Source organism: Sphingobium algorifonticola (genome assembly GCF_004005485.1).
GTDB lineage: Bacteria > Pseudomonadota > Alphaproteobacteria > Sphingomonadales > Sphingomonadaceae > Sphingobium > Sphingobium algorifonticola.
Genome location: NZ_RZUL01000003.1, coordinates 576,252 through 602,720 on the forward strand (window position 1 = coordinate 576,252; position 26,469 = coordinate 602,720).

Genomic DNA, 26,469 nt, shown 5'->3' on the forward strand with positions numbered 1-26,469 from the left:
CAGTGGAAGTGCCCCGGCCGATTCAAGATTGGATGTGTGGCGCGTCCGCCGCACACCAGAACGGCGTTGGCCTTAAACGCGACGACGCTTGGACGGGCGCACGCCGTTGTGCGGTATCGGCGTCACGTCGCGGATCGAAGTGATGGTGAAACCGACGGCCTGCAAAGCGCGCAGCGCCGATTCACGACCCGATCCGGGGCCTTTCACTTCGACTTCAAGCGTCCGCACGCCGTGTTCGGCCGCCTTGCGGCCCGCATCCTCGGCGCAGACTTGGGCAGCATAAGGTGTCGATTTGCGCGATCCCTTGAAGCCCATCATGCCTGCCGACGACCAGGAAATCGCATTGCCCTGCGCGTCGGTGATGGTGATCATGGTGTTGTTGAAGCTGGCGTTCACATGCGCGACGCCGGAGGAGATGTTCTTGCGCTCCCGCTTCTTAATGCGCTGGGGTTCCCGTGCCATTGTATCGTGTCCTACTCAAAACTGGAAAAAAGAAAGTGCTCGAAAAGCCTGGCTGACCAGGCGAGCGCCTTACTTCTTCTTGCCGGCGATCGGCTTCGCCTTGCCCTTGCGGGTGCGGGCGTTGGTGTGCGTACGCTGACCGCGAACCGGCAGGCCCTTGCGATGGCGCAGGCCGCGATAGCAGGCCAGGTCCATCAGGCGCTTGATGTTCATCGCAGTGGTACGGCGCAGATCGCCCTCGACCTGATAGCTCGCGTCGATCGCCTCGCGGATCTGGAGCACTTCGGCGTCCGACAGATCCTGAACGCGGCGCGACTGGTCAATGCCCAGCTTGTCGGCGATATCGACGGCGGTCTTGCGGCCAATGCCGTGAATGTAGGTAAGCGCAATGATAACGCGCTTGTTGGTCGGGATGTTGACGCCCGCAATACGTGCCATGTTACTTTATTCTCCTGCTCCACGGGGCGTGTGGCAGCGCCCCATCTCAAAGCGTCGATGTGAACCCCCGGACGCAAAAAAGACGGCCAGTGCAATGCACTGCCGCTACCAACCGTGTCGGGATGCGCTGCCCTTACTGAGTCGCCGTCAGCCTGTCAAGCAAGCGCATCGGCATCGGGCCTGTCCTCGGTTGCCGAACATCGGCAGGCATGTTATAACCCGCGTATGAACAAGCCGCTGAAACTCATCAAGATCGGAAACTCGACGGGGGTCATCCTGCCGAAGGAAATACTCGCGCGGCTGCATGTCGCGCAAGGGGATGATCTGTATGTCAGCGAGGCCCCGGACGGCTTGCGCCTGACGGCTTCCGACCCGGACTTTGAAAATAGCATGGCTTTGGCTGAGGATATCATGCGCGCGGACCGTGATATTCTGCGCGTCCTGGCAAAGTGACCAATGCTCTCGGCAGCGAACCGAAATGGGTTACGCAGGATGTTATTCTGGCAGTCCACGATCGGCAATTGACTGAGCATGGCGGCGGGGCGGGCGTACGGGACATCGGACTGCTTGAATCCGCGCTGGCGCGGCCGCTGAACCGCTGGAGCTATGGCGATGACGACATGGCCAATCTAGCGGCCGCCTATGCCTTCGGCATTGCGCGCAACCACCCATTTGTGGATGGCAACAAACGGACGGCGTGGATCGCAGCACGCCTATTTATTGCACTGAATGGCGGCACCCTGGTTTTCGACAAGATCGATGCAATCAATACGGTCCTCGCGCTCGCTGCCGGAGACCTTCCCGAAGATGCGCTGGCGGCGTGGTTGCGTGAGCGGTTGAAGGCAGCCTGATGGCGGCAGGCAGCGGCTACCTCCGCACCAGCGTCACTTGTGCCACGTCGATCCCGCCACCGCGAAATCCGCCTTCGCAGTACATCAGATAATAGCGCCATAGCTGGACGAAGCCTGAATCGAAACTGCCCGAGAGCCGCCCGTCCTCGACTGCTGCATCGAATCGTTCCCGCCAGATGCGCAGGGTCCGCGCATAATCCTGGCCGAAATTGCGCTGCTCCTGCCACGTGAAGCCCTGCGCCTCCGCCAGCGCGCGAAAGCGGCTTTCCGACAGCAGCAGACCGCCGGGAAAGACATGCGCCTGGATGAAATCGATGCTCGCGGCATAGGCATCGAAAATCGCGTCGTCGATGCTGATATATTGTAAGGCGGCGCGGCCGCCCGGCCTGAGCAGGCGATGGATCGCCGCAAGATAGTCGGGCCAGTAGCGTTGGCCGACGGCCTCCACCATCTCGACGCTGGCAATGGCGTCGTAAGTGCCGGTGGCGTCGCGATAATCGGTGAGATGCACCGTTGCCCGGTCGGCAAAGCCCGCAGCGGCAAGACGCGCCGCAGCATGATCCCGCTGTTCGGCCGAAAGCGTCAGCCCGTCGTAATGGATCGCCGCGCGCGTCAGGCCCGCCTGTCCCAGCGCGCCCCAGCCGCAGCCGATTTCCAGCAGGCGGTCACCATCCTTGAGCGTCAGCCGGTCCAGGATCGCGTCCGCCTTGCGTCGCTGGCCTTCCTCAAGCGATTCAGCGGGATCATCGAACAAGGCACTGGAATAATGCAATTCCTTGTCCAGCCAGAGCGCATAGAAGTCGTTGCCGAGGTCATAGTGAAAGGCGATGTTGCTACGCGCCTGCCTAAGGCTGTTGCGCCGCAGGACATGCACCGCCTTCCCGACCCAGCGATGCAGACCCCGCGCGCGCGCCGTCTGGCCCAACGTCCGCGCATTGGCCATGAACAGCGCGAACAGCGGCACCGGATCAGGGCTGCTCCATTCGCCCAGCGTCCAGGCACGATACCACCCTACCGATCCGCCCAGTGCCAGTCGCACCAGCGCCCGCCAGTCGCGCAGATGCACGATGCAGGTCGGCCCTGCGGCCCGCCCGCCCAACAGGCGCACGCTCCCATCGGGCAAATGCGCTTCGAGCGATCCAGTTGCGAGACCGGCATCAATGCGATCTATAACATCATGAAATCGTTTTGAAACAAGCCGACCCATCATCCCGCCATCAGGCAGGATAGCGCCGCCTGCCGTCACCAGATGGCGGCCACGCCGGGGAGTCTGAGCGTTCATAAGGCTCCGTAGGCGAAGGTCAGTTGCACGATCAATCAGGCCTTGACCTGCGCGAACGCGGCCAGCGCCCGCTCCCGCGCATCGCGATGGCCGATGATCTTCGCGGGATAGGCGTCGGGGCGACAGCCATAGTCGTCGGGATCGTGCACGGCTTCACCGCGAATATGCGCCAACTCGGGCACCCATTGGCGGATATAGTCGCCTGCGTCGAACTTAGGCGACTGGCTCAGCGGTGCCATGATCCGCACGAACATGTTCGCGTCCACGCCGCTGCCCATGACCCACTGCCAGTTGACGGGATTGTTGCCATAATCGGCGTCGACCAGCGTATCCCAGAACCATTGCTCTCCCACCCGCCAGTCGATCAGCAGATGCTTCACCAGGAAGCTGGCGGCAATCATCCGCACCCGGTTGTGCATCCAGCCCGTCGCCCAGAGCTGCCGCATGCCGGCGTCCACGATCGGATAGCCGGTGCGCCCCTGTTTCCAGGCTGCAATGTCCCGCTCTGCCGCCTTGCCGCTGCGCCATGGCATGGCGTCGAACTGCGCCTTGCCGTTGCTTTTGCCATAATCGGGAAAGGCGAGGATGATGTTCTGGGCATAATCGCGCCAGACCAGTTCCTTGAGGAAAACCGCATGATCGCCCGGCGCGGCGCTGACCGCGTGCCAGACGGTCGCGACCGATATCTCGCCGAAATGCAGATGCGCAGACAGCCGGGACGAGCCTTCCTCCGATGGCAGGTTGCGCGCCTCGGCATAGCCTTTCGCACGCGGCAGGAAGGCCGCCACCCGCTCAGCCACGCCATCTTCGCCCGGTGTCCATTCCTCCACAAAAGCTTTTGCCCAATCCGGCTTCGTCGGCAGCAGCTTCCAGTCGGCAAGTGTGTCGCTCTGCGGCCATGCGTCGGGCGCAGCGATCGCATCCGGGGCAGGCAAAGGCTTGGGTGGCGGCATGTGCGGCCACAGCGCCTTCATGAACGGGGTATAGACCTTGTAGGGCTGATCGCTGCCCGATCTTATGCTGCCGGGCGGGACCAGATAATTGCCGTGATGCAAATGCAGGTCGAGCGCCTTGGCCAAGGATTTTTCGGCGTTGCGCCACCAGGGTTCATAATGATGCAGCGCATGGACCTGCGTCACCCCGGTTTCCCTGGCAATGTCCGTCAGCACATCGGCGCACACACCTTGGCGCAGGATGAGACGCGATCCCTTGGCCCGCAGCGCAGTATCGAGGCTGGCGAGGCTATGATGCAGCCACCAGCGTGATGCGCCGCCCATCCGGCGATGCCTCGGCGTCTCGTCATCCAGCACATAGACCGGAATGACCGGTCCCGCCTCAGCCGCTGCCAGCACCGCTGCCTGATCGGCCAGGCGCAGGTCGCGGCGCAACCACAGGATCACCGGTTTGGCCTTGCTCATCGGTAATAACTCATCGCCAGAACGCGCATCGCATCGGCATGACGCCGCGCGATGGCCAGTTGATCGTCGCCATAGCCGCCACCAAGCACCGACGCCAGCGCGATCCCGCGACGTCGCGCTTCGCCGCCGACCAGACTGTCGCGCGCAGCAAGGCCAACATCGCTGAGCGCCAGCCGCCCGAGCCGGTCGTCGGCATGCGCATCGACACCGGCCTGATACAGGATGATGTCCGGCCGCGCCTGATCGATGATCTGTGGCAGATGTCTTTCCAGGGCGTCGAGATAAGCGTCGTCATCCGCGCCGTCGGGCAGGCCGACATCCAGCGAAGACTGCGCCTTGCGGACGGGGAAGTTGCGCTCGCCATGGACGGAAAAGGTGGTGACATCCCCCCGCCCCGCCAGCAGCGCCGCCGTGCCGTCGCCCTGATGCACGTCGAGATCGACAATCAGGACATGCCGCACGCGCCGCTCGGCCAGCAGCCGGTGCGCCGTGACCGCCAGGTCGTTGAAAATACAATAGCCTGCGCCGCTGTCGTACAGCGCATGATGACTGCCGCCGGCCCCATTGGCGGCATAGCCGCGTTCCAGCGCGATCCGCGCGGCTTCCCATGTGCCGCCGCTGGTGCGCAACGCCCGGCGGGCGAGCGCGGGCGTAATCGGAAAGCCGATCCGCCGGGCCTTTTCCGGCGGCACGCTGGCAGTCAGCACCTGATCGACATAATCGGCCGCATGCACCGCCTCTATCCAGTTGCGCGGCATCAGCGGTGCATCATGCTCGACCGGCGGCGTGGGGTCCGCGCGCAGCAAGTCGCGGACAAGACTGTATTTGTCCCATGGAAAGCGGCTGTTCCCGGATGCGCCTGCATCCTGCCGCAAACTGTAATCGGAATGATGGACGAGCGGGAACATGCAGCTTATCTAGCCATCAACAGGGAATGTCGGCTTTGCGCCGATTCTTTTTCTGCGTCCAACATTATCCTGCCGCATCATGCGGATGTTCAGAGACAAGACGCTTATGCCCAAAGTGCCCGACCTGCCCTATCGTCCCTGCGTCGGCATCATGCTGGTGAACATGGATGGCCATGTCTTCGTCGGCCAGCGGCTGGATAACAAGGTGGAGGCCTGGCAGATGCCGCAGGGTGGCATCGATCCCGGCGAAGATCCGCGTACTGCCGCCCTGCGAGAGCTGGGCGAGGAAACCGGCATCGTTCCCGATCATGTCAACATCATCGCGCAGACGAAGGACGAGCATTTCTATGATCTGCCGGACGAACTCGTCGGGCAGATATGGGGCGGAAAATATCGCGGGCAGCGGCAGATATGGTATCTCGCCCGCTTCGGCGGGACGGACGCCGATATCAACATCGCGACAGCGCATCCCGAGTTTCGCGCATGGAAGTGGACGCCACCCGAAAGCCTGCCGGACCTCATCGTCCCGTTCAAGAAAAAGCTCTATCGCGATCTCCTGAAAGAGTTTGGCCATCTCATTTGATGGCATCGATCGCGGCTTTTGCGCCGGAACGACAGCGCAGACCGATCAACCGGGTTCAAAAGTGGCGCAAAGGCTGTAGGATGCAGCCATGCCTCCCACACACGCCGCCTCTGCCTTCGTATTGATCTGCGCGGCACTCGTCCTTCCGCAGGGCGCGCAGGCACAGGACGCACAGGCACAGCCGATCGCCCCGGCGCCCTCTCCCGCCCCGCCGCCGCTCGCCGAACCGGTGCGCCAGATGCTGGAAGCCGCAATCGCCAGCGGCAATGAAGGCGATATCAGTGCGATTGCAAAGATTGCGCGGCAGACCAATCCACAGGCGGCCGCCGAAATCGCCGCCATGGTGAATGCCCACAGGGCAAAGGTGGAAGCCGCCCGGCTGGAAACGCTGAGCGATCCAAACATGCTGGCGCTGTGGAAAGGGCGTGGCGAACTGGGCGGCTTTCTGTCCACCGGCAGTACCGAGGAAATCGGCATCAGCGCAGGCATCAGCCTCCAGCGGCAAGGGCTGCACTGGCTGCACAAGTTGCAGGGCAGCGCCGATTACCGCCGCGCCAACGGTGCCACCTCGCGCGAACGCTTCGTGGGGTCCTACGAGGGTCGTTATCAGTTCGATCCGTCCGGCTATGCCTATGGTCTTGGCCAGTTCGAGCGCGATCCGTTCCTGGGTTATGACAGCCGCTACAGCGCGTCGGTGGGCGTCGGCTACCGGCTGGTGCAGGACAAGGCTCTGGACCTGTCGGTCAATGTCGGCCCATCGCTGCGCATCGTGGACTACACGCTCGATGACGCGGAAAGCAAGCTGGGTGCCCGGTCCTCCTATGATCTGGCGTGGAAGCTGACGCCAGCGGTCACTTTCCGGCAAAACGGGTCCGCCTATCTGGAGGATGACCTGCGCAGCGCGACCTTGCTCACATCGCTCGACGCGCGCGTGGTATCGCGGGTGACGGCGCGGCTGTCCTATAATGTGCAGCGTGAGGCCGAGACGATTCTGACCCCGGGCCGCACCGATACATTGAGCAAGGTCACGCTGATCTACGATTTCTGACCATTGGCCGGGTGCCGGGGGTGGAGGCGGCCGGTTCCCTCTGTTAGGCTCCCGTCGATGAGCGCGATATCCCTATCCGAGCAGGCCGTGATCGAAGCGGCCGCCGCCGCGCCGATGCTCGCGCAGGTGGAACGCTGGGCGGCGGTGAACAGCGGATCGCGCAATCTGGCCGGTCTGGCGCAGATGGCGGGACTGCTGGCGGACGCTTTTGCCGTGCTGCCGGGCGCTCTGACCCTCGTCGATCCTGCGCCGGTGGACGCCGTGGGTGCGGACGGGGGCATCTATCCGCGCGATCATGGTCGTCATATTCACCTGTCGGTCCGCCCCGACGCACCGGTGCAAATCCTGCTGACCGGGCATATGGATACGGTTTTCGGCGCCGAAGACAGTTTTCAGACGCTGCGCTGGCTGGAACCGGGCGTCCTCAACGGGCCGGGTGTCGCCGACATGAAAGGCGGGATCGCCGTGATGCTCGCCGCCCTTGTCGCGCTGGAGCGCAGCCCGGATGCCGCAAGAATCGGCTATGACGTCATTCTGAACAGCGACGAGGAAGTGGGCAGCCCCTCCTCCGCGGCGCTGATTGCCCGGCTGGCGCGGGGCAAGCAGGCGGCGTTCACCTACGAACCGTCCGCTCTGCCGGACGGCACCCTGGCGGGTGCCCGCGCAGGCAGCGGCAATTTCTCGATCATCGTGTTCGGCCGCAGCGCCCACGCGGGCCGCAACCCGGAGGATGGACGCAATGCCCTGCTCGCCGCCGCCGACATCGCCCTGCGGCTGAAGGCGGCCAGCGGCATAACGCCCGACGGCCGCGGATTTTCCTGCAATCCGGCGCGCATCGACGGCGGCAGTCCCAACAATGTTGTGCCCGATCAGGCCGTGTTGCGCGTCAATTTCCGGCCGCGCACGCCAGCCGACGAAGCCGCCGCCAGCGCGCTGCTCGATCAGGTCATCGCCGACGTGGCGCTGGCGCATGATGTCGTGATTCACCGCCATGGCAGTTTCGGCCGCCCGCCCAAGCCAATGGACGACCGGGCCCAACGCCTCTTCGGCCTGGTGCAGCAATGCGGCGCGGACCTTGGTCTTTCCATCGGCTGGAAGGACACCGGCGGCGTGTGCGACGGGAACAATATCGCCGCTTGCGGCGTGCCGGTGGTCGATACCATGGGCGCACGCGGCGGCAGCATCCACAGCGCGGAGGAATATCTCCTTACCGAAAGTCTGCCCGAACGCGCGGCGCTTTCCGCGCTGGCACTGATGCGGCTTGCCAATCATGACTAGTTTTCCCACCGTTCGGGCTGAGCTTGTCAAAGCCCTCCACTGAGCGAAGCGAAGTGCCTTCACGCCGTTCGGGCCTGCTCTTCGACAAGCTCAGGGCGACCAGTATAAAAAGCGCGAGATATCATAGGGGAACAGAGTGACTTTCTTCATGCGACCGGCCCGCCCGGACGATCTTCAGACGCTGTACGAGATGGCAAAGCTGACAGGCGGGGGCTTTACCAATCTGCCGCCCGATCGCACGTCGCTGTCCGCGAAGCTGGAGCGCACGGCACAGGCGCTCGCCCGGCCCGACGAGACGGTGGAGGATGAGTTGATCGTCCTGGTGCTGGAAAACAGCGACACGGGCCAGGTGCGCGGCACATGCCAGATTTTCAGCGAAGTCGGGCAGAAACATCCGTTCTATTCCTATCGCCTGGGCACGCTTACCCAACACAGCCGTGAGCTGGGCCGTACCTTCCGCGCCGAAATGCTGACACTGACGACCGATCTGGAAGGGTCGAGCGAAGTCGGCGGCCTGTTCCTGCACCCGCGGGAGCGCGCGGAAGGGCTGGGCCTGCTGCTGGCCCGCTGCCGCTACCTGTACATGCGCGCCCACCGCGCCCGCTTCGGTGAACGGGTGATCGCGGAATTGCGCGGCGTGATCGACGAGGCCGGAGGATCGCCGTTCTGGGACGGGCTGGCCGGCCGCTTCTTCGGCATGAGCTTTCAGGAAGCCGATGAGTTCAATGCGATCAACGGCTATCAGTTCATCGCCGATCTGATGCCCAAGACGCCGATCTACACCGCCATGCTGACCGATCATGCCCGTTCGGTCATCGGCCTGCCCCACCCCAACGGCCGCGCGGCGATGCGGATGCTGGAAGGCGAGGGATTTGTGAACAGCGGCTATGTCGACATCTTCGACGGCGGCCCGACGATGGTCGGGCAAGTCGATGCCCTGCGCACCGTGGCGGAGGCGCGCGACGTCACTCTGTCCGGCGCGCATCGGGAAAAGGGCACACGGATGCTGGTGGCGTGCGGACGCCTTGCCGACTATCGCTGCGCCTACGGACAGGTCATCGAAGTAGCCGACGGCTCCGTCGCGCTGGACGAGGCGAGCATCGCGCTGCTGGGACTGGCACCGGGCGACATATTCACGATGGCGGGGCGCTGACATGGCGGTAACGGAAATCAATTTCGACGGGATCATCGGTCCCAGCCACAATTATGCAGGGCTCAGCCTGGGCAATCTTGCCTCCGCCGATAATGCAGGCACACCTTCCTTCCCGCGCCGCGCCGCGCTCGAAGGGATTGCCAAGATGCGTGCCAACATTGCGCTTGGCCTGCGTCAGGGCATTTTCCTGCCGCAACGTCGCCCGGATGTCGCCTGGCTGGCCAGCCTCGGCACAGCCATGGCGCAGGCCGAACCGCATATGCGCGCCGCCGCTTTTTCGGCCTCGTCGATGTGGGCGGCCAATGCCGCGACGGTCTCCCCCGCCACCGATACGGCCGACGGCAAATGCCATCTGACTGTCGCCAATCTCGTCACCATGCCGCACCGCAGCCACGAATGGCCGCACACGTTGCGCCAGTTGCGCATCGCCTTCGGATCGGGCCGTTTCGTGGTCCATGGCCCGGTGCCCGCCCCATTCGGCGATGAAGGCGCGGCGAACCATATGCGGCTGTGCGACCATCATGGCGCGCCGGGCGTGGAAGTGTTCGTCTACGGCCGATCCGGCGGCCCTTTCCCCGCACGCCAGCATATCGAGGCGAGCAAGGCCGTCGCCCGGCTCCACGGCCTGGATCCCGCGCGTACGCTGTTTGTGGAGCAATCGGAGGAAGCCATTGCCGCCGGTGCTTTCCACAATGATGTCGTCGCCGTCGCCAACGAGCGCGTCCTCTTCACCCATGCACAGGCCTTTGCCGACCGCGACCGCTTCTTTGCGGACCTACGCCGCATCATGCCGTCTGTCGAGATTGTCGAAGTGCCCGCCGATGCCGTCAGCCTGGCCGATGCGATCAAAAGCTATCTGTTCAACGCGCAGTTGGTGACCTTGCCCAAAGGCGGCGGCATGGCGCTGATCGTGCCGACCGAAACGCAGGCGACACCGTCGGTCTGGGCCTGGCTTCAGGCGATGCTGGCGGGCAACGGGCCGATCCGGCAGGTCATCCCGGTCGATGTGCGACAATCGATGGCGAACGGCGGTGGCCCCGCCTGCCTGCGCCTGCGCGTCGTCGCCGATCCGCTCGACATCGACGACCGCTTCCTCGTTACCGACGCCAAACTCGACGGTATCGCAGCGGTCATCGAGGCGCACTGGCCCGAACAGATTGCTCCGTCCGACCTGGGCGATCCCGCACTCGTCGCAAAAGTCGAACAATCGTGGTTAACGCTCGTTGACCATTTGCAGCTTTCGCGCGACCTGTGTGTTGACGGTCAAACGGACTGACGGGTCTGCCCCAGGGGGCCTTCCGTCGGCCGACAGCCGCCGCCGGACAATGGACAGCCATGCAGACGATCAAGCGCCTCTTCACGATCAAGACCAAGTTCGAGGCGTTTCTGGTGATCTACGCGCTCGCGCTTGGCGCGACGGAACGCGGCATGACCTACATTCACCAATATCCCGGTGTCGGTGGCTATCTGCTCGCTCTGGCCTGCACCGGTGCGGTGTTCATGGCAGGCGGCATGATTATCGATGCCGTCGATATGCGGCGGCGCTGGCAGTTCTGATCCCGTCCACCCGGTCGTCGTGACGCGGACGCGGCTGAGCATCTGCCTGCGCAAGCGGCGTTATCCCACACTGGAAGATGCGGCCCAGGCCGCCGTCAGCCGCGCCGACCTCGCCCTTCGTCCCTATCGATGCGATCGCTGCGGTCAATTCCACCTGACCAGCCGGACAAAGGGCAAGCGTATTGCACGGCCGGGAGGGGTGAACGTGTTGCAGCATCCGCTAGCTCTGACTTGGAAATGACGCCCATAGGTCAGAGCCAATGGACCCTGCAACGAGTTGGCGATTATCCGCTTCGAGCATGTAGGTTTGTTCCCCTGCGCAAGCAGGGGTCCAGGGTCCAAATTGCTGCTCCGTGCGGCCCTGGACCCCCGCTTTCGCGGGCGAACCTTATTGTACTTGCTCGAAAGGTCGAGATGCCAAACAAGTTCAGGGTGACCAATTATCTGGGGAGGTTGCGCCCGTCCCTTCCCTCAAATCTCATATTCCGGCAAGAATTGCGGCGGTGGCACCATGCCCGCGGCGCGGTCGCTGCGCGGCTGCATCTCACCGTAGAGGGTACGCACCGTCGTGCTGCCGGTCTTCACAAAGCAATTGGGCAGTAGGCCGTGGATGATGCAGGCGATCCCACCGCCGACCATCCGCAGGCCGAACGATCCGGCGGTGCGCGCATGGCCCCAATAAGTTTCGCCAACGCGACGCGGATGATCGAGAAAAAACGACTGGAACATGATGCGGCTCTGGTCCCTCAGGCGAACGGATACTGTGCGATGCAGCATAACCGTCAGGCGGGCCAAGGGCCAGAGCCGGAACGGCCATCGTCAGTTTTTCGTCGATTCCGTCACTTTTGCGGTCTGCCCGAACAAGATCCTGCGCTCCTCCTCGGTGCGGATGCCCGGCGCGTCGGGATTGATCTCCAGCGCCTTTTCATAAGCCCGCACCGTCGCCGGTCGCTCTGCTATCGCCGCGAACCACCGCTTGAGATGCGGAAAGTCATTGAGGTCCTGTCCCTGCGCTTCATAAGGCACGATCCAGGGGTAGATCGCCATGTCCGCAATCGAATACGCCGCGCCCGCGACGAACGGGCGATCCGCCAGCCGCTTGTTCAGCACGCCATAAAGGCGATTGGTTTCCTTCACATAGCGGTCGATCGCATAGGGGATTTTCTCGGCGGCATAGCGGCTGAAATGATGGTTCTGCCCGGCCATCGGGCCAAGCCCGCCCATCTGCCAGAACAGCCATTGCAGTACTTCGGCACGGCCCTGCACGTCGGCGGGAATGAACTGGCCGGTCTTTTCCGCCAGATAGAGGAGGATCGCGCCCGATTCGAACAGCGAAACCGGTGCCCCGCCGTCGGCAGGGGCCTGATCGACGATGGCGGGAATGCGGTTGTTCGGCGCGATTGCAAGAAACTCTGCGCCGAACTGATCGCCCTTGCCGATATTGATCGGGTGGATCGTATAATCCAGCCCCGCCTCCTCCAGGAACAGCGTGATCTTGTGGCCGTTGGGCGTCGTCCAGTAATAAAGGTCGATCATCAGGAAAGCCTCCTATTCAGGGCGCGACACGACAGGAACGCGCCGGTGCCGCGCACATCGGGTTCCATGCCAAGCTATTCAAGCCGCCCCTGCCCCTGCCCGCCAGACTGCCACACAGCAAAGGTAAGGATTTGCGCGTCTTGCCCCTTCTGCTACGCGGGGCACAAGAAAATCTTGCGAAGGACAGGGCGTGACCGTCGTTGCCGCATATCTCTACCGGAACGGCGAGCGTGTCCGCCCCATCGCGATCGACGAAGCCAGCCCCTGCCGGGACGGGCATTCAGAGTTTGTCTGGATCGGCCTGTTCGAACCGTCGGAAGGCGAACTGCGCACGCTGCAACGCCAATTCGGCCTGCATCCGCTGGCGATCGAGGATGCGCTGAAGGCGCATCAGATGCCGAAGGTCGATGTTTATGGTGACCAGCTCTTCGTGGTCGCCCGCACGGCGCATCTGGAGGGTGAAGCGATCGCTTATGGCGAAACGGCGATCTTCGTCGGCCCTCACCATATCATCTCGGTCCGTCACGGTTCGGCCCGCGCCCATACCGACCTGCGCACGCATCTGGAGGCGGCACCCAGCTTGCTCACCCATGGCGTCGATTATGTTCTGCACGCGATCCTCGACTTCATTGTCGATGGCTATCTGCCGATCGTCGAATCGATCGAGGAGGAAGTGCTCGCCATTGAACAGCGGGCGATGGACGTCTTTCTCCAGCGCGACGACGTGACGCGCATCTTCGCACTACGGCGTGAGCTTATCCGGTTTCAACGGATCGTAGGACCGATGGGGGAACTTTGCAGCAAGCTCGTCAATCTCGACATGCCCTGTGTCGATGCCGAAACGCGGCCCTATTTCCGCGACGTGCTCGATCATGTGCGTCGGGTCGAGCATATGACCGGCGGTTTGCGTGAAGTCCTGACGTCGGTCTTTGAAGTCAGCACATTGCTGGAACAGCAGCGGCAAGGTGCCATCACCCGGCAGCTAGCCGCCTGGGCCGCGATCCTCGCGGTGCCGACCGCCATCGCCGGCATCTACGGCATGAACTTCGAACATATGCCCGAACTCAAGACACAATATGGCTATTTCGTCGTACTGGCGGTCATCACGCTGATCTGTACGGCGCTTTATGTCCGCTTCAGGCGTGTCGGCTGGCTCTGATCGGTCAGAACAGCGCAACCACTCCGGCGATCATGCCCCACAGCAGCAGCGACGAACCGAGGATGACCGGCACGCCCAGCGCCATGCGGTGCGGGTCCGGTGCATCGACATAAGCCGCCTCGGCCAGCGCCCGCGGCGTCATGTCGGCCGGCACCGGGTCGGATTTCAGCAGGGCGGCGCTGACGGTCGCTTCGCTGATCGGCGTGACGAACTGGCATCCCGCCAGCGGGCCGTTGCTCCACGTCACGCGCGCCTCGGCCAGCGGACCGTGCGGCAGAGTGATCGAGACGACATCATCGACGTTCAGCGGCTGCGACGTGCGGATGAGCGCGCCGCCCACCGAAATGTCCATGATGATCGCGCTGTCCGGTCCGCTATCGGCGATGCGCAGGAACAGCGGCTTTCGCGGCAGCTTGCGCGCCTGCACGTCCAGCGACGCGGCTTCGGGCTGATAGACGGACGGTTTGGCCACGGCGATGCTCCAAGGGTTGTCGCTGTCCCTTAGCAGCCCGTTGGTTTCCAAAGCGTTTAGACCACCGCCGCGCAATGAAGGATGCGGAGGGATGATGTTGGGGGCGAAAGCCTTTGCCCCGGCATGTATCCGATGCGACGCGTCCATGCCGAACGCGGAAGAAAATGCTGACCCGTGTGCCATGGCCTCTCTCCGACGACCTTATTATCGGCTCAGAGTATCGCATCCACCGGCGTTGACAAGAGGCCGGAAGCGGGATTTTGACGGTTATGTGAAAAAAGCCGGACCATAATGGTCCGGCTTTTTTGACCCTGCGCCAGGGGAGGTCCCTGGTGCACCCGGAGCGATTCGAACGCCCGGCCCTCAGATTCGTAGTCTGATGCTCTATCCAGCTGAGCTACGGGTGCGTCAGGGAAGTGCGCAGATAGAAGGGGTCGCCTGTTCTGGCAACCCCCTTTTACGGTTCTGCGCGTTTTATTGCCGATAATGGTTATCGTAAAACCAAAAAGCAGTTCCCCTGCGAAAGCAGGGGTCCAGGGACCGAAATGCCATCTCTTGCTGCCCTGGGCCCCTGCTTTCGCAGGGGAACAAAAAACAGCTTACAACACGGCTTACTGGCGCTTTGTTTATCCCCGCGCCTTCAGCGCCGCTTGCGCCGCCGCCAACCGCGCGATCGGCACACGATAGGGCGAGGCGGAGACATAATCGAGACCGGTCGCCTCGCAGAAAGCGATGGAGGCCGGATCGCCGCCATGTTCGCCGCAAATGCCCAGCTTGATCTCGGGCCGCGTCTCGCGCCCGCGCTCGGCGGCGATCTGGATCAGTTCGCCCACGCCCTCCACGTCGATGCTGACGAAGGGGTCGCGCGGGAAGATGCCCTTGTCGACATAGGTGCCCAGGAAGCGGCTGGCATCGTCGCGACTGATGCCGATGGTCGTCTGCGTCAGGTCGTTGGTGCCGAACGAGAAGAACTCGGCCGATTGCGCGATTTCCCCGGCTTTCAGCGCCGCGCGCGGCAGCTCGATCATGGTGCCGACCAGATATTCGATCGTCGTGCCCCGCTCGGCGAACACCGCCTTGGCCTGCGCATCGACGATCGCCTTCATCAGCTCCAGCTCCTTCGCGGTCGCGACCAGCGGGATCATGATTTCGGGGATCGGCGCGGTGCCGCTATGCTCCTCCACATCGATCGCCGCCTCGAAAATGGCGCGCGCCTGCATCTCGTAGATTTCGGGATAGGTGACGCCCAGGCGGCAGCCGCGATGCCCCAGCATCGGGTTCAGTTCGTGCAGCTCCGACGCCCGCCGCTTGAGCACGTCGATGCCGACGCCCGCCGCCGTCGCCACATCCTCGAACTCGGCTTCCTCATGCGGCAGAAACTCGTGCAGCGGCGGATCGAGCAGGCGGATGGTGACGGGTAGTCCCGCCATCACCAGGAATATCTCGGTGAAATCGCTGCGCTGTTCGGGCAGCAGCCTGTCCAGCGCCTCCCGGCGGCCCTTCTCGCTGTCCGCCAGGATCATCTGCCGCACCGCGGTGATGCGCGCCGCGTCGAAGAACATATGTTCGGTGCGGCACAGGCCAACGCCTTCCGCGCCAAACTCCCGCGCCGTCTTGCAGTCGAGCGGCGTTTCGGCATTGGCGCGGACCTTCAGGCGGCGCACCTTGTCCGCCCACACCATCAAGGTTCCGAAATCGCCTGCCAGCTCCGGCTGAACGGTGGGCACCGCGCCGGACATGACTTCGCCGGTCGATCCGTCGATCGTCACGATATCGCCTTCCACCAGCTCGCGGCCGGCAACGCGCAAGATCTTGGCCTTCGCATCGATCGACAGGCTACCCGCGCCCGACACGCAGGGGCGCCCCATGCCGCGCGCCACCACCGCCGCATGGCTGGTCATGCCACCGCGCGCGGTCAATATGCCCTTGGCCGCATGCATCCCGTGAATGTCCTCCGGCGACGTTTCGGTACGCACCAGGATCACCGCGTCACCCATTTCGTTGCGCCGCTCCGCCGTGTCCGCGTCGAACACGACGATGCCGGATGCCGCACCCGGCGAAGCGGGAAGCCCCTTGGTCAGCACGTCGCGTTCCGCCGCGGGGTCCAGCGTGGGATGCAGCAACTGGTCGAGCGCCGACGGATCGACGCGCGCCACCGCTTCCTCCTGCGTAATCAGCCCCTCGCCCGCCATGTCGACGGCCATCTTGAGTGCCGCCTTCGCCGTGCGCTTGCCCGATCGCGTCTGGAGCATCCACAGCTTGCCCTGCTGGACCGTGAACTCGATGTCCTGCATGTCGCGATAATGCTGTTCGAGAATCTGGAACACCCGCGCCAGCTCGGCATAGGTTTCCGGCATCGCCTCTTCCATAGACGCCGCCTTGGCCCCGGCCCGTTCGCGCGCCGCCTTCGTCAGATATTGCGGTGTGCGGATGCCCGCGACGACATCCTCGCCCTGCGCGTTGATCAGGAACTCGCCATAATAGACATTCTCGCCGGTCGAGGGATCGCGCGTGAAGGCGACGCCTGTCGCCGAAGTGTCGCCCATATTGCCGAACACCATTGCCTGCACGTTGACCGCCGTGCCCCAGTCGCCCGGAATATCGTTCAGACGACGATAGACTTTCGCCCGGTCCGCCTGCCAGCTTCCGAAAACGGCGCTGATCGCACCCCAGAGCTGATCGTGCACATCCTGCGGGAAAGGCTTCTTCCACTGGTCGAGCACGATCTTTTTATACTCGCCGACCAGCGCCTTCCAGTCTGCGGCGCTCAATTCGGTATCGAGCGTATAGCCATGATCTTCCTTGGCGATTTCCAGCGCCTCCTCGAACGCGCCATGGTCCAGCTCCAGCACCACATCCGAATACATCTGGATGAACCGGCGATAGCTGTCCCACGCGAAGCGCGCATCGCCCGAAGCCGCCGCCAGTCCCTCGACCGTCTCGTCGTTGAGACCCAGGTTCAGCACCGTGTCCATCATGCCAGGCATGGAGACTCGCGCGCCGGAACGGACGGAGACCAGCAGCGGGTCCGCCTTGTCGCCGAACTTTTTGCCCGTCACGCCTTCGATATGCGCAATCCCGCTGGCCACTTCGGCGCGCAGGCTGTCGGGGAAGACTTCGCCGTCGACATAATAGCGGGTGCACATTTCGGTCGTGATCGTGAAGCCCGGCGGCACGGGCAGGCCGATGGAGGCCATGCCATCGAGGTTCGCGCCCTTGCCGCCCAGCAGGTTCTTGTCGCCCTTCCCCCCGTCATCCACGCCGCCGCCGAAGCGATAGACGTAGCGCGGCTCCCCCGATTTGGTGGTTCCGCCGGTGGTGTCGATAACGGTCGCCATGCTCATCCCTCTGCACTGGGTCGTTGCGCGCATGGTGCGCTGCAACATGGATTCGTTCAAGACAGGATCGAGCCGCTTTTGCAACCCGTCACGCCCCGCTTCATCGTCTTTTTATGCCTGCGTCCCGCACCGGGACGCAACCATGTTACAAATCATCCCTCAATTCTGGAGAAATCCGCCACACCATGCACCGCATCCCGCATCCGCGCCAGCAAGGCAAGACGGGCGGTGCGCTTGGCGGGATCGGGATCCTTGACGGTGACCGTCTCGAAAAACGCATCGATGGGCGCACGCAGCGAAGCCAGTGCCGCCATGGCCCCGGCAAAATCCTCCGCGGCGATCGCGGACTTGGCACGCGGCTCGGCTTCCTCGAGCGCGGCGATCAGGGCAACTTCGGCCGGTTCAGCATCATAGCCCAAATGCGCTGCATCCCCCACATCCCCGTCATTCCCGCGCAGGCGGGAACCCATCTCGCCATCTTCACCGGAGTCGCGTGACGCACCTTGGGTCCCCGCCTGCGCGGGGATGACGGATGAGGGAGCGGGGATGACGGATGTGGACGGTGAAGCCCCCTCCTTCTTCAATATGTTCGCCGCCCGCTTGTACCCGGCCAGCAGATTAGCCCCCTCTGCCGTCTCCACAAACGCCTGCAACGCCTTCACCCGCGCCAGCAGTCGGACGAGATCATCCTCGCCACCAAGCGCAAACACCGCGTCGATCAGGTCGTGACGGACACCCGCCTCGCGTTGCTGGACTTTGAGACGGTCGGCGAAGAAGTCGAGAATGGATTGAAGAATTACCCAGCTCTTGTCTAAAAGTTCGGGTTTAGCTTGTTTAATTATTGCGATACCCGTCTTAGAAAAACTTCGTGCGAGTTCCTCTAGAAGTTCGGTCGGCGCGAGTTTGTCTCCGGCATCTTTGATTTGCTGAGCGATCGCATCATAGGGGGCATGAGCCTCAGCGATAACGCGAAAGAAGATCATTCTGACTATTGCACTACGGATACTAAATCGTAGTCCGTTGCTTTGGATTAACGACATCACACCCAATGCACTTCGCCTTAGTGCAAACGGATCTTTGGATCCTGTGGGTGGTAAATCAATAGCAAAAAACTGGGTAATCGTATCTAGCTTATCCGCCAAACTCACCGCCACCGTCACAGGCGCAGTCGGCACATCATCACCCTGCCCGACCGGTTTGTAATGGTCGCGGATGGCGTCCGCGACGGCATCGGGCAGGCCCTGTGCGCGGGCGTAGTAGCCGCCCATGATCCCCTGCAATTCGGGAAACTCGCCGACCATTTCGGTGACGAGATCGGCCTTGCACAGCCGCGCGGCCTGTTCAGCGAGGTCGGCCAGACGGCTCCCCTCCCCTTCAGGGGAGGGGCCGGGGGTGGGGGATGCAAGTGAGGCGGGCACTGCGTCGACATCATCGACAGTCCCCACCCCAACCCCTCCCCTGAAGGGGAGGGACTTTTTGTCCGTCACAATCCCCTCGTCCACCAGCCAGCGGGCCAGCTTCGCCACCCGCTCCACCTTGTCCGCCACGGTGCCCAGCTTCTCGTGGAAGGTGATCCGCTCCAGCTTCTTCGCATGCTCGGCCAGCGGCGTCTTCTTGTCCTGCTCCCAGAAGAAGCGCGCATCGGAGAGCCGCGCGGCCAGCACCTTGCGGTTGCCCGCCACGATCGCCGCGCCGCCATCGATCGCTTCGATATTGGCGGTGCAGACAAACGCAGGCGCCAGCTTTCCCGACGCATCGCGCAGCACAAAATATTTCTGGTTAGTTCGCAGGGTTAGCTGGATAACCTCAGGCGGGACCTCAAGAAAATCCGGGTCGAAATCGCCCAGCAGCGGCACCGGCCATTCGGTCAGCCCCGCATTCTCCGCGACCAGCCCCTTGTCCTCCACCAAGGTCAATCCGTGCGCCGCCGCAGCCTCGCCTGCCTTCGCCGCGATGATCGCCATCCGCTCATGATGGTCGGCGATCACCCTGGCCCCGCGCAAGGCGTCGACATAGGCGTCCGGCCCGGCAATCGTGACCGGATCGGGATGGTGGAAGCGATGGCCGCGCGTCACATTACCGCTGCGGATATCGTCGACTTCGACGTCGACAATCATGTCCCCCAGCAGCGCGACAATGCCCTGCAACGGCCGCACCCAGCGCAGGCTCTCGGTCGTCTGGCTCGCCGTGCCCCAGCGCATGGACTTGGGCCAGGGAAAGGCGCGGACGATCGCCGGGATCGCCTGCGCCAACACATCAGCCGTTGCGCGCCCCGGCTTCTCCACCACCGCAAACCACACGCCGTCGCGATCCTCAAGCTGGTCCTGGCGAAGGCCCGTCTTGCGCAGGAACCCCTCCAGCGCCTGCGCGGGCGCGGACGTGCGCGGCCCTTTATGCTCTTCGCTGACGGCGGCAGTTTCCAGCGGCAGTCCCCGCGCAATCAGCGCGAGCCGTCGCGGCGTCACGAAGGAATCGATCCGTTCCGCCTTCAGCCCCGCGCCCGCCAGCGCCTCGGCAAACAGCCGCGCCAGATCGTCGGATGCCTTCACCTGCATCCGCGCCGGCATTTCCTCGCATAGGAGTTCGAGAAGGAAGTCAGTCACGACGATCCCTCCGGGGTCGTCGCCCCAGCGAAGGCTGGGGTCTCAGGCCGCTTGGTGCTGCGCGTGTTGCTTGAGATCCCAGCCTTCGCTGGGATGACGGAAAATGGACCCACCATCACGCCGCCCACCCGTTCTTCTGCATCCACGCCGCGCAGCTTCCCTTCGCCATGTCGCGCACCCGGCCCATGTAGCTGGCGCGTTCCTGCACCGATATCACGCCGCGCGCCTGCAACAGGTTGAACGTATGGCTGGCGAGGATCGCCTGTTCGAACGCGGCGAGCGGCACGTCGGCGGCGATGCTCGCCTGGCATTCCGCCTCGGCATCCTTGAACCAGCGGAACAGCTTGTCGGTGTCGGCAATCTCGAAGTTCCACTTCGACATCTGCCGCTCATTCTCCAGGAACACGTCGCCGTAAGTGACGCCCGCGTCATTGAAACGCAGGTCGTACACGCTGTCGACGCCCTGAATATACATGGCCAGCCGTTCAAGACCGTAGGTCAGCTCGCCCGCCACCGGCTTGCAGTCATATCCGCCCATCTGCTGAAAGTACGTGAACTGGGTGACTTCCATCCCGTCGCACCACACTTCCCAGCCCAAGCCCCAGGCCCCCAGGGTCGGGCTTTCCCAGTCGTCCTCGACAAAGCGGATGTCGTGGAGCAGCGGATCGATCCCGATCTCCCGCAGGCTCCCCAGATACAGGTCCTGAAGGTCCGGCGGAGACGGCTTCATGATGACCTGATACTGATAATAATGCTGGAGGCGGTTGGGGTTCTCGCCATAGCGGCCATCCGTGGGGCGGCGGCTGGGCTGGACATAGGCGGCGTTCCACGCATCCGGCCCCAGCGCGCGCAATGTGGTCGCGGGGTGAAAAGTGCCCGCGCCGACATTCATGTCATAAGGCTGAAGGATGACGCAGCCCTGGCGGCTCCAATAGGCATGAAGTGTCAGGATCAGGTCCTGAAAGCTGAGCGGTGCGGGCTGTGCGGCCATGGGTCTTCCTGAGCGCCTGCGCTAGATTTCACGTCGCGGTGCCTTGGCGCATGGGCGCATTGCGGTCAAGTCGGGCTATGGCGCCGCCCTCTTCCGTTGTTCGTTCTTTTCCTATCGTCATTCCCGCAAAGGCGGGAATCGCGGTGGTGCGCGGCATGGTAAATCCACTTGCCGCCGCCGCTCTCCATCCGCATGGAAGGACATCATTCCCCCTGAAAGGGCCGCCTGCGTGAACCTTCCCCTCAAGACCGCCCTTTCCGCCCTGCTGCTGGCAGCCGGCGCCCCCGCCCTGGCCCAAGCGCCCGCACCCGCACCCGCCCCGGCCCTCGTTCAGGCCGATCCCGCGCTTTGGGTGGTGAAGGACGAGGATACCACCATCTATCTGTTCGGCAGCGTCCATGTGCTGAAACCCGGCATTATGTGGTTCGATGACGAAGTGAAGGCCGCGTTCGACAAGGCGGATACGCTGGTGCTGGAAATGGTGCAGCCCGACCAAAACGAAATGATGAGCAAGCTGACCAAGATCGCCATCGACCCGGACGGCCCGCCGCTGAGCGAGAAGCTGGAGGCAGCGCCGCGCGCCGCTTATGTCGCCGCGATGACGGACAACGGGTTGCCCTGGCAGGCGCTGGAAAGTTTCGAGCCGTGGATGGCGGGCATCACCCTGGCCGTCGCGCCACTCGGCAAGCTCGGCTATGTCGAGGATGCCGGGGTCGAAAAGGTCCTGACAAAGGCCGCACAGGCCGCGGGCAAGCCAATCGTCGGGCTGGAAACGGCGGACGAGCAGCTTGGCTATTTCGATACGCTGCCCGAAGCGCAGCAGATCGCCTTCCTCAACGCGACCGTCGCGGAATTGCCCAAAATGGAAACCGAGTTCGGCAAGCTCGTCGATAACTGGGCGAAGGGCGAAACGGAAACGCTCGGCGAACAGATGAACGCATCGATGGAAGCAACGCCCGAGCTGGCGCGGATCCTGCTGTTCAATCGCAACGCCAACTGGGCAAAGTGGATAAAGGCACGGCTGGACACGCCCGGCACCGTGTTCGTCGCGGTCGGCGCAGGCCATCTCGCCGGACCAAAGGATGTGCAGGATCAGTTGAAGGCGCTGCGCGTGGAAACGGCGCGAGTGAAGGCGGCGGATCTGGGGCTGTAATTCTCCCTCTTGATGCCGATGCAAGTCCGCATCCATGGGCACCACAGTCTCGTTCGACAGCCCAAACACAGCACCAATGGATTCTGACTTTCATCAGATTGACGGGCGTACAGGGGAGCGGATTGATCCCCCTGTCCCGCCCGCTACATAGTCGATCATGCGCAATCCCCTCATTGCCTTCATCGGCACCGCTCTCCTTCTCCTTTCGGCCTGCACCGACGGCAAGCCGGAGGCGCAGTCCGGCGGCCCGGCGCTCTGGCGGATCGAGAAGGACGGACAGCGCGCCTTTCTGTTCGGCACCATTCATGTCCTGCCCGATGACGTCGCGTGGGAAACGCCGGTGCTGCGGGATGCCATGGCGGCGTCCGACCGGCTGGTGCTGGAAGCGAGCGGGCTGGATGATGCCGAAGGGACGCAGCGTATCTTCGATCAACTCGGGCAAAGCGATGATCTGCCGCCGATTGCCGACCGTGTGCCGGCCGCGCAACGTCCGGCGCTGCGCGCGCTGCTGAAGCGCGGAGACATGGACGAAGCGGATGCATCGGCGTACGAAAGCTGGGCGGCCGCGCTGCAACTGGCCACTGTGACCCAGAGCGGGCAGCGGATGTCGGCCGCGAACGGCGTCGAACCTGCGCTCACTGCGGTCTTCCTGGCGGAAGACAAGCCGGTTCTGGGCCTGGAAACCGTGACGGATCAGTTCGTTTTGTTCGACCGGCTGCCGGAGGATGTGCAGCGTCGCCTGCTCGCCGATGCCGTCGCGCAGGCCGATGCAGGCGATGCCGACTATGCGCGGATGGTGCGGGCATGGCTGAAGGGCGACATGCAGGCGATCGCCCGCGATTTCGTGAACCAGATCGCGCCTGAACCGGCCCTGGCCGGGCCTTTGCTCATCGATCGGAACCGGAAATGGGCGGCGCGCATTCCCTTGCTGCCGGGCCGACCGTTCATCGCGGTGGGCGCCGCGCACCTCGCCGGGCCGGGCAATCTGCTGGCATTGTTGGAAAACGATGGCTATTCCATCACCCGAATCCAATAATCCAATAAAATCAAAACGCTTTACGGTGCAACTTCCGCAACTTTGTTGGTTTTCCGGGGCGTATCCCGCGCCGGGCCATCAATCCACGATGGCGATCGACGCGCCTCCCTTGCCTTTCCCCGCGTTTCTGCTAATGGCCCCCCTCCCGTCATGGTCATCCCTGGAGGCGTGACGGGATAGTGAAACCACTTACCAGTTTTGGAGACATGCAATGAGCGATCAGCTTACGCTGTCGGCCGAGGCACGCGATCGGGCAGGCAAGGGAGCCTCCCGCGCTCTCCGCCGTGAGAACCGCGTCCCCGCCGTCATCTATGGAATGAACGAAGAACCGCTTATGGTTCATGTGGAGGAGAAGGCGCTGAACAAGCTGCTGGGCACCGGCCACTTCATGAACAGCGTCGTCATGGTCGAAGTCGGCGGCAAAAAAGTCCGCACGCTTCCCAAGGACGTCGCTTTCCACCCCGTCAGCGATCGCCCGCTGCACGTCGATTTCCTGCGCGTTGCCAAGAACGCCAGCGTGCATGTGAACGTGCCCGTGCGCTTCGACAATGAAGATGCCGCGCCCGGCCTGAAGCGTGGCGGCGTGCTCAACATTGTGCGCCATGAGCTGGAACTGATCGTGGATGCGGACAAGATCCCCGACGATATCGTCATCGACCTCACGGGTCTGGAAGTCGGCGACAGCATCCACATCAGCAGCGTCACGTTGCCCAAGGGTGCCGAATCGGCAATCGACGACCGTGATTTCACCATCGCGACGATCGTGGCCCCCTCCGCCCTCAAGAGCAGCGACAATGAAGCTGCCGATGCCGAGGGCGGCGAAGAAGGCGACGCGGCCTGAACGGCCTGAACCACTAAAGCCCCTCCCCTTCAGGGGAGGGGTTGGGGTGGGGGATGGAATGGGAACGATGCGTTACGGCATCCCCCACCCCCGACCCCTCCCCTGAAGGGGAGGGGAGAAACTCGTCATGCAGCTTTGGGTCGGCCTCGGCAATCCCGGTCCGCAATATGCCCTCAACCGGCATAATGTGGGGTTCATGGCGGCCGACATCATTGCCGAACTGCATGATTTTACCGCGCCCAGGCGCCAGTTTCAGGGATGGGCCAGCGAAGGCCGCATCGGCGCGGAAAAGCTGCTTCTGCTCAAGCCCGCGACGTTCATGAACGAAAGCGGGCGCGCCGTCGGCGAAGCGATGCGTTTCTACAAGCTGGACCCGCAAGCCGTGACCGTGTTCCACGACGAACTGGACCTTGCGCCTTTCAAGGTGAAAGTGAAGCGCGGCGGCGGCACGGCAGGGCACAACGGCCTGCGCTCGATGGACGCGCATATCGGGCCGGAGTTTCGCCGCGTGCGCATCGGCATAGGCCATCCGGGGCACAAGGATCGCGTCCATGGCTATGTCCTGGGCAATTATGCCAAGGCGGAAATGGATCCGCTGTCGGACATGCTCGGCGCGATCGGTGCCGAGGCGCACTGGCTGGCTGCGGGCGACGACGTACGCTTCATGAACGATATCGCCATGCGACTGGCGGACTGATTTTTCGGGATAGGGACCAGAACTATGGGTTTCAAATGCGGTATCGTCGGGCTGCCCAACGTCGGCAAGTCGACCCTGTTCAACGCGCTGACCGAGACGCAGGCGGCGCAGGCGGCCAATTATCCCTTCTGCACGATCGAGCCGAATGTCGGCAACGTCGCCGTGCCCGATCCGCGCCTTTACGAAATCGCGAAGATCGGCGGCAGCGCGAAGATCATCGAGACGCAGTTGGCCTTTGTCGATATCGCGGGCCTTGTCCGCGGCGCGTCTAAGGGCGAAGGTCTGGGCAATCAGTTCCTCGCCAACATCCGCGAGGTCGATGCCATCGTCCACGTGCTTCGCTGCTTCGAGGATGACGACATCACCCATGTCGAAGGCAAGATAGACCCGATTGCCGATGCGGAGACCGTCGAGACCGAACTGATGCTGTCGGACCTCGAATCCTTGGAAAAGCGGGTCCCCGCCCTTCTGAAAAAGGGCCAGCAGGGGGACAAGGAATCGAAAGCAGCCGCCGCAGTGCTGGGCCAGGCGCTCGACCTGCTGCGCGAAGGCAAGCCCGCGCGGCTCACCAAACCCCGCGACGAAGAGGAGGAACGCCTCTTCGCACAGGCGCAACTGCTGACGAGCAAGCCCGTGCTCTACGTGTGCAACGTCGATGAAGCCAGCGCGGCGGAAGGCAATGCGTTCAGCGCCCGCGTGTTCGAGAAAGCGAAGGCGGAAGGTGCGAGCGCCGTCATCGTGTCCGCTGCCATCGAAGCGGAGCTTGTGACCATGCCGGTGGAGGAACGCGGCGAATATCTCGAAGCTCTAGGCCTTGCCGAGGCGGGCCTCGCACGGATCATTCGGGCGGGATACGCGCTGCTCGGTCTCATCACCTTTTTCACCGTCGGCCCGAAGGAAGCCCGCGCGTGGACCGTCAACAAAGGCTCCAGGGCACCGCAGGCGGCAGGCGCGATCCACAGCGATTTCGAGAAAGGCTTCATCCGGGCCGAAACCATGGCCTATGCCGACTATGTGAAGTTCGGCGGAGAGGCCGGAGCGAAGGAAGCCGGGAAATGGCGCGCGGAAGGCAAGGACTATGTCACGCAGGATGGCGACATCATGCTGTTCCGCTTCAACGTCTGACAATTCCATCGCCAGTTGACGGAAACGGAAAGCCCGGATAAACCCGCGCCATAAAGGTTGCAGGTTGAAACGAATATGGCGCATTATTTTGAGGATATTGAGATCGGCGAGGTCGAACGATTCGGCCATTACGTGGTCGAACGCCAGGAAGTGATCGACTTCGCTTCGAAATATGATCCGCAACCCTTTCACCTGTCGGACGAAGCTGCCGCCAAGACGCATTTCGGGAAGATTGCTGCCAGCGGCTGGCATACGGCCGGCATGTTCATGGCCATGTTTGTCGCCCATATCCAGAAAAACCCGGAGAGACAGGCGGCAAGCCTGGGCGCCCTTGGCGTCGATGAACTGCGCTGGCACCGGCCGTGCCATCCCGGCGATATCTTGCGCTGTGAAGCCGAAGTAATCGAAAAATCCGTATCTCAGAGCCGCCCGGAGATGGGCATCATCAAGTCCAGGATCACGGTGTTTAATCAGGATAACAAGCGCATGATGACGCTCATGCCCATCGCCATGTGGCGCACGCGCCCAATCTGATCCGGC

General features: G+C 63.2%; 26 protein-coding genes and 1 tRNA gene. 15 read left to right on the forward strand and 12 right to left on the reverse strand.

Annotated features, from left to right (window positions below; genetic code table 11):
• Positions 1-72: 72 nt before the first annotated feature.
• Both rpsK and rpsM read right to left on the reverse strand, forming a co-directional pair.
• The gene (rpsK, locus tag ENE74_RS11855; protein WP_127691116.1) at positions 73-462 is read right to left on the reverse strand and encodes a 30S ribosomal protein S11; all 390 of its coding nucleotides are present in this window, start codon (positions 460-462) and stop codon (positions 73-75) included.
• 69 nt (positions 463-531) lie between these two features.
• Positions 532-900 carry a 30S ribosomal protein S13 gene (gene rpsM, locus ENE74_RS11860; protein ID WP_127691117.1) on the reverse strand — a complete coding sequence of 123 codons (369 nt, stop codon included), beginning with the start codon at positions 898-900 and terminating at the stop codon, positions 532-534.
• A gap of 225 nt (positions 901-1,125) precedes the next feature.
• Between rpsM and ENE74_RS11865 the strand changes: the two genes are divergently transcribed.
• Positions 1,126-1,353 (forward strand): AbrB/MazE/SpoVT family DNA-binding domain-containing protein, encoded by a 228-nt coding sequence (locus ENE74_RS11865; RefSeq protein ID WP_127691118.1) that lies wholly within the window; start codon positions 1,126-1,128, stop codon positions 1,351-1,353.
• Positions 1,350-1,751, forward strand: coding sequence for a type II toxin-antitoxin system death-on-curing family toxin (locus ENE74_RS11870; RefSeq protein WP_127691119.1), 402 nt, complete (start codon positions 1,350-1,352; stop codon positions 1,749-1,751). The genes ENE74_RS11865 and ENE74_RS11870 overlap by 4 nt, the downstream gene beginning before the upstream one ends.
• A gap of 16 nt (positions 1,752-1,767) precedes the next feature.
• Here ENE74_RS11870 and ENE74_RS11875 read toward each other — a convergent pair whose 3' ends face one another.
• The 3 genes from ENE74_RS11875 to ENE74_RS11885 are packed head-to-tail and all read right to left on the reverse strand — an operon-like array spanning position 1,768 to position 5,359.
• Positions 1,768-3,033, reverse strand: a complete 1,266-nt coding sequence (locus tag ENE74_RS11875; RefSeq protein ID WP_127691120.1) for an SAM-dependent methyltransferase — start codon at positions 3,031-3,033, stop codon at positions 1,768-1,770.
• Between the two features lie 35 nt (positions 3,034-3,068).
• The gene (locus tag ENE74_RS11880) at positions 3,069-4,451 is read right to left on the reverse strand and encodes a cryptochrome/photolyase family protein (RefSeq protein WP_127691121.1); all 1,383 of its coding nucleotides are present in this window, start codon (positions 4,449-4,451) and stop codon (positions 3,069-3,071) included.
• The gene (locus ENE74_RS11885; RefSeq protein ID WP_127691122.1) at positions 4,448-5,359 is read right to left on the reverse strand and encodes a histone deacetylase family protein; all 912 of its coding nucleotides are present in this window, start codon (positions 5,357-5,359) and stop codon (positions 4,448-4,450) included. The genes ENE74_RS11880 and ENE74_RS11885 overlap by 4 nt, the downstream gene beginning before the upstream one ends.
• Before the next feature lie 85 nt (positions 5,360-5,444).
• On the opposite strand from ENE74_RS11885, the gene ENE74_RS11890 reads away from it, so the two are divergent.
• The 6 genes from ENE74_RS11890 to ENE74_RS11915 all read left to right on the forward strand — a co-directional run bounded on the left by ENE74_RS11890 (position 5,445) and on the right by ENE74_RS11915 (position 10,978).
• On the forward strand, positions 5,445-5,942 hold the full coding sequence (locus tag ENE74_RS11890) for an RNA pyrophosphohydrolase (protein ID WP_241241959.1): 498 nt from the start codon (positions 5,445-5,447) through the stop codon (positions 5,940-5,942).
• Between the two features lie 88 nt (positions 5,943-6,030).
• Positions 6,031-6,990, forward strand: a complete 960-nt coding sequence (locus tag ENE74_RS11895) for a DUF481 domain-containing protein (RefSeq protein WP_127691124.1) — start codon at positions 6,031-6,033, stop codon at positions 6,988-6,990.
• A 57-nt stretch (positions 6,991-7,047) separates the two neighbouring features.
• Complete coding sequence (locus tag ENE74_RS11900) at positions 7,048-8,268, forward strand: hydrolase (RefSeq protein ID WP_127691125.1); 1,221 nt, start codon at positions 7,048-7,050, stop codon at positions 8,266-8,268.
• Between the two features lie 136 nt (positions 8,269-8,404).
• Positions 8,405-9,421: an arginine N-succinyltransferase gene (locus tag ENE74_RS11905; RefSeq protein ID WP_164847458.1), complete on the forward strand. Its 1,017-nt coding sequence runs from the start codon at positions 8,405-8,407 to the stop codon at positions 9,419-9,421.
• Between the two features lies 1 nt (position 9,422).
• The gene (locus ENE74_RS11910; protein WP_127691126.1) at positions 9,423-10,697 is read left to right on the forward strand and encodes an N-succinylarginine dihydrolase; all 1,275 of its coding nucleotides are present in this window, start codon (positions 9,423-9,425) and stop codon (positions 10,695-10,697) included.
• A gap of 59 nt (positions 10,698-10,756) precedes the next feature.
• Positions 10,757-10,978 carry a hypothetical protein gene (locus ENE74_RS11915; RefSeq protein WP_127691127.1) on the forward strand — a complete coding sequence of 74 codons (222 nt, stop codon included), beginning with the start codon at positions 10,757-10,759 and terminating at the stop codon, positions 10,976-10,978.
• A gap of 471 nt (positions 10,979-11,449) precedes the next feature.
• On the opposite strand, the gene ENE74_RS11925 is transcribed toward ENE74_RS11915, so the two are convergent.
• Positions 11,450-11,707 carry a DUF6356 family protein gene (locus tag ENE74_RS11925; protein ID WP_206517693.1) on the reverse strand — a complete coding sequence of 86 codons (258 nt, stop codon included), beginning with the start codon at positions 11,705-11,707 and terminating at the stop codon, positions 11,450-11,452.
• 90 nt (positions 11,708-11,797) lie between these two features.
• The gene (locus ENE74_RS11930) at positions 11,798-12,514 is read right to left on the reverse strand and encodes a glutathione binding-like protein (protein ID WP_127691128.1); all 717 of its coding nucleotides are present in this window, start codon (positions 12,512-12,514) and stop codon (positions 11,798-11,800) included.
• A 190-nt stretch (positions 12,515-12,704) separates the two neighbouring features.
• Here ENE74_RS11930 and ENE74_RS11935 point away from each other — a divergent pair, with 190 nt between their 5' ends.
• Positions 12,705-13,673, forward strand: a complete 969-nt coding sequence (locus ENE74_RS11935; protein ID WP_127691129.1) for a magnesium and cobalt transport protein CorA — start codon at positions 12,705-12,707, stop codon at positions 13,671-13,673.
• A gap of 4 nt (positions 13,674-13,677) precedes the next feature.
• On the opposite strand, the gene ENE74_RS11940 is transcribed toward ENE74_RS11935, so the two are convergent.
• The 5 genes from ENE74_RS11940 to ENE74_RS11960 all read right to left on the reverse strand — a co-directional run bounded on the left by ENE74_RS11940 (position 13,678) and on the right by ENE74_RS11960 (position 21,077).
• On the reverse strand, positions 13,678-14,145 hold the full coding sequence (locus ENE74_RS11940) for a PilZ domain-containing protein (RefSeq protein ID WP_164847459.1): 468 nt from the start codon (positions 14,143-14,145) through the stop codon (positions 13,678-13,680).
• Between the two features lie 330 nt (positions 14,146-14,475).
• Positions 14,476-14,552: transfer RNA gene (locus tag ENE74_RS11945), tRNA-Arg, on the reverse strand.
• Positions 14,553-14,771: 219 nt separating this feature from the next.
• Positions 14,772-17,483: a pyruvate, phosphate dikinase gene (gene ppdK, locus ENE74_RS11950; RefSeq protein ID WP_127691131.1), complete on the reverse strand. Its 2,712-nt coding sequence runs from the start codon at positions 17,481-17,483 to the stop codon at positions 14,772-14,774.
• 152 nt (positions 17,484-17,635) lie between these two features.
• Positions 17,636-20,086 carry a glycine--tRNA ligase subunit beta gene (gene glyS / locus ENE74_RS11955; protein ID WP_127691132.1) on the reverse strand — a complete coding sequence of 817 codons (2,451 nt, stop codon included), beginning with the start codon at positions 20,084-20,086 and terminating at the stop codon, positions 17,636-17,638.
• 115 nt (positions 20,087-20,201) lie between these two features.
• Positions 20,202-21,077 carry a glycine--tRNA ligase subunit alpha gene (locus ENE74_RS11960; RefSeq protein WP_127691133.1) on the reverse strand — a complete coding sequence of 292 codons (876 nt, stop codon included), beginning with the start codon at positions 21,075-21,077 and terminating at the stop codon, positions 20,202-20,204.
• A gap of 229 nt (positions 21,078-21,306) precedes the next feature.
• Here ENE74_RS11960 and ENE74_RS11965 point away from each other — a divergent pair, with 229 nt between their 5' ends.
• From ENE74_RS11965 to ENE74_RS11990, 6 genes are all read left to right on the forward strand, one after another.
• Positions 21,307-22,230 carry a TraB/GumN family protein gene (locus tag ENE74_RS11965; RefSeq protein ID WP_127691134.1) on the forward strand — a complete coding sequence of 308 codons (924 nt, stop codon included), beginning with the start codon at positions 21,307-21,309 and terminating at the stop codon, positions 22,228-22,230.
• Positions 22,231-22,387: 157 nt separating this feature from the next.
• A complete protein-coding gene (locus ENE74_RS11970) occupies positions 22,388-23,266 on the forward strand; it encodes a TraB/GumN family protein (protein ID WP_127691135.1) in 879 nt (292 codons plus the stop codon).
• Positions 23,267-23,477: 211 nt separating this feature from the next.
• Complete coding sequence (locus ENE74_RS11975; protein ID WP_127691136.1) at positions 23,478-24,107, forward strand: 50S ribosomal protein L25/general stress protein Ctc; 630 nt, start codon at positions 23,478-23,480, stop codon at positions 24,105-24,107.
• Between the two features lie 127 nt (positions 24,108-24,234).
• Entirely contained in the window at positions 24,235-24,804 is a 570-nt protein-coding gene (gene pth, locus ENE74_RS11980; protein WP_127691137.1) for an aminoacyl-tRNA hydrolase, read from the forward strand.
• A gap of 24 nt (positions 24,805-24,828) precedes the next feature.
• Positions 24,829-25,929, forward strand: a complete 1,101-nt coding sequence (gene ychF / locus ENE74_RS11985; protein WP_127691138.1) for a redox-regulated ATPase YchF — start codon at positions 24,829-24,831, stop codon at positions 25,927-25,929.
• Between the two features lie 75 nt (positions 25,930-26,004).
• Positions 26,005-26,463 (forward strand): MaoC family dehydratase, encoded by a 459-nt coding sequence (locus ENE74_RS11990; protein ID WP_127691139.1) that lies wholly within the window; start codon positions 26,005-26,007, stop codon positions 26,461-26,463.
• Positions 26,464-26,469: the final 6 nt, after the last annotated feature.

Excerpts from the sequence above, each read along its gene's own strand:
- rpsK (WP_127691116.1), bottom strand. The coding sequence starts at position 462 with ATGGCACGGGAACCCCAGCGCATTAAGAAGCGGGAGCGCAAGAACATC.
- rpsM (WP_127691117.1), bottom strand. The coding sequence starts at position 900 with ATGGCACGTATTGCGGGCGTCAACATCCCGACCAACAAGCGCGTTATC.
- ENE74_RS11865 (WP_127691118.1), top strand. The coding sequence starts at position 1,126 with ATGAACAAGCCGCTGAAACTCATCAAGATCGGAAACTCGACGGGGGTC.
- ENE74_RS11875 (WP_127691120.1), bottom strand. The coding sequence starts at position 3,033 with ATGAACGCTCAGACTCCCCGGCGTGGCCGCCATCTGGTGACGGCAGGC.
- ENE74_RS11880 (WP_127691121.1), bottom strand. The coding sequence starts at position 4,451 with ATGAGCAAGGCCAAACCGGTGATCCTGTGGTTGCGCCGCGACCTGCGC.
- ENE74_RS11885 (WP_127691122.1), bottom strand. The coding sequence starts at position 5,359 with ATGTTCCCGCTCGTCCATCATTCCGATTACAGTTTGCGGCAGGATGCA.
- ENE74_RS11890 (WP_241241959.1), top strand. The coding sequence starts at position 5,445 with ATGTTCAGAGACAAGACGCTTATGCCCAAAGTGCCCGACCTGCCCTAT.
- ENE74_RS11895 (WP_127691124.1), top strand. The coding sequence starts at position 6,031 with ATGCCTCCCACACACGCCGCCTCTGCCTTCGTATTGATCTGCGCGGCA.
- ENE74_RS11900 (WP_127691125.1), top strand. The coding sequence starts at position 7,048 with ATGAGCGCGATATCCCTATCCGAGCAGGCCGTGATCGAAGCGGCCGCC.
- ENE74_RS11910 (WP_127691126.1), top strand. The coding sequence starts at position 9,423 with ATGGCGGTAACGGAAATCAATTTCGACGGGATCATCGGTCCCAGCCAC.
- ENE74_RS11915 (WP_127691127.1), top strand. The coding sequence starts at position 10,757 with ATGCAGACGATCAAGCGCCTCTTCACGATCAAGACCAAGTTCGAGGCG.
- ENE74_RS11925 (WP_206517693.1), bottom strand. The coding sequence starts at position 11,707 with ATGTTCCAGTCGTTTTTTCTCGATCATCCGCGTCGCGTTGGCGAAACT.
- ENE74_RS11930 (WP_127691128.1), bottom strand. The coding sequence starts at position 12,514 with ATGATCGACCTTTATTACTGGACGACGCCCAACGGCCACAAGATCACG.
- ppdK (WP_127691131.1), bottom strand. The coding sequence starts at position 17,483 with ATGGCGACCGTTATCGACACCACCGGCGGAACCACCAAATCGGGGGAG.
- ENE74_RS11960 (WP_127691133.1), bottom strand. The coding sequence starts at position 21,077 with ATGGCCGCACAGCCCGCACCGCTCAGCTTTCAGGACCTGATCCTGACA.
- ENE74_RS11970 (WP_127691135.1), top strand. The coding sequence starts at position 22,388 with ATGCGCAATCCCCTCATTGCCTTCATCGGCACCGCTCTCCTTCTCCTT.
- ENE74_RS11975 (WP_127691136.1), top strand. The coding sequence starts at position 23,478 with ATGAGCGATCAGCTTACGCTGTCGGCCGAGGCACGCGATCGGGCAGGC.
- pth (WP_127691137.1), top strand. The coding sequence starts at position 24,235 with ATGCAGCTTTGGGTCGGCCTCGGCAATCCCGGTCCGCAATATGCCCTC.
- ychF (WP_127691138.1), top strand. The coding sequence starts at position 24,829 with ATGGGTTTCAAATGCGGTATCGTCGGGCTGCCCAACGTCGGCAAGTCG.
- ENE74_RS11990 (WP_127691139.1), top strand. The coding sequence starts at position 26,005 with ATGGCGCATTATTTTGAGGATATTGAGATCGGCGAGGTCGAACGATTC.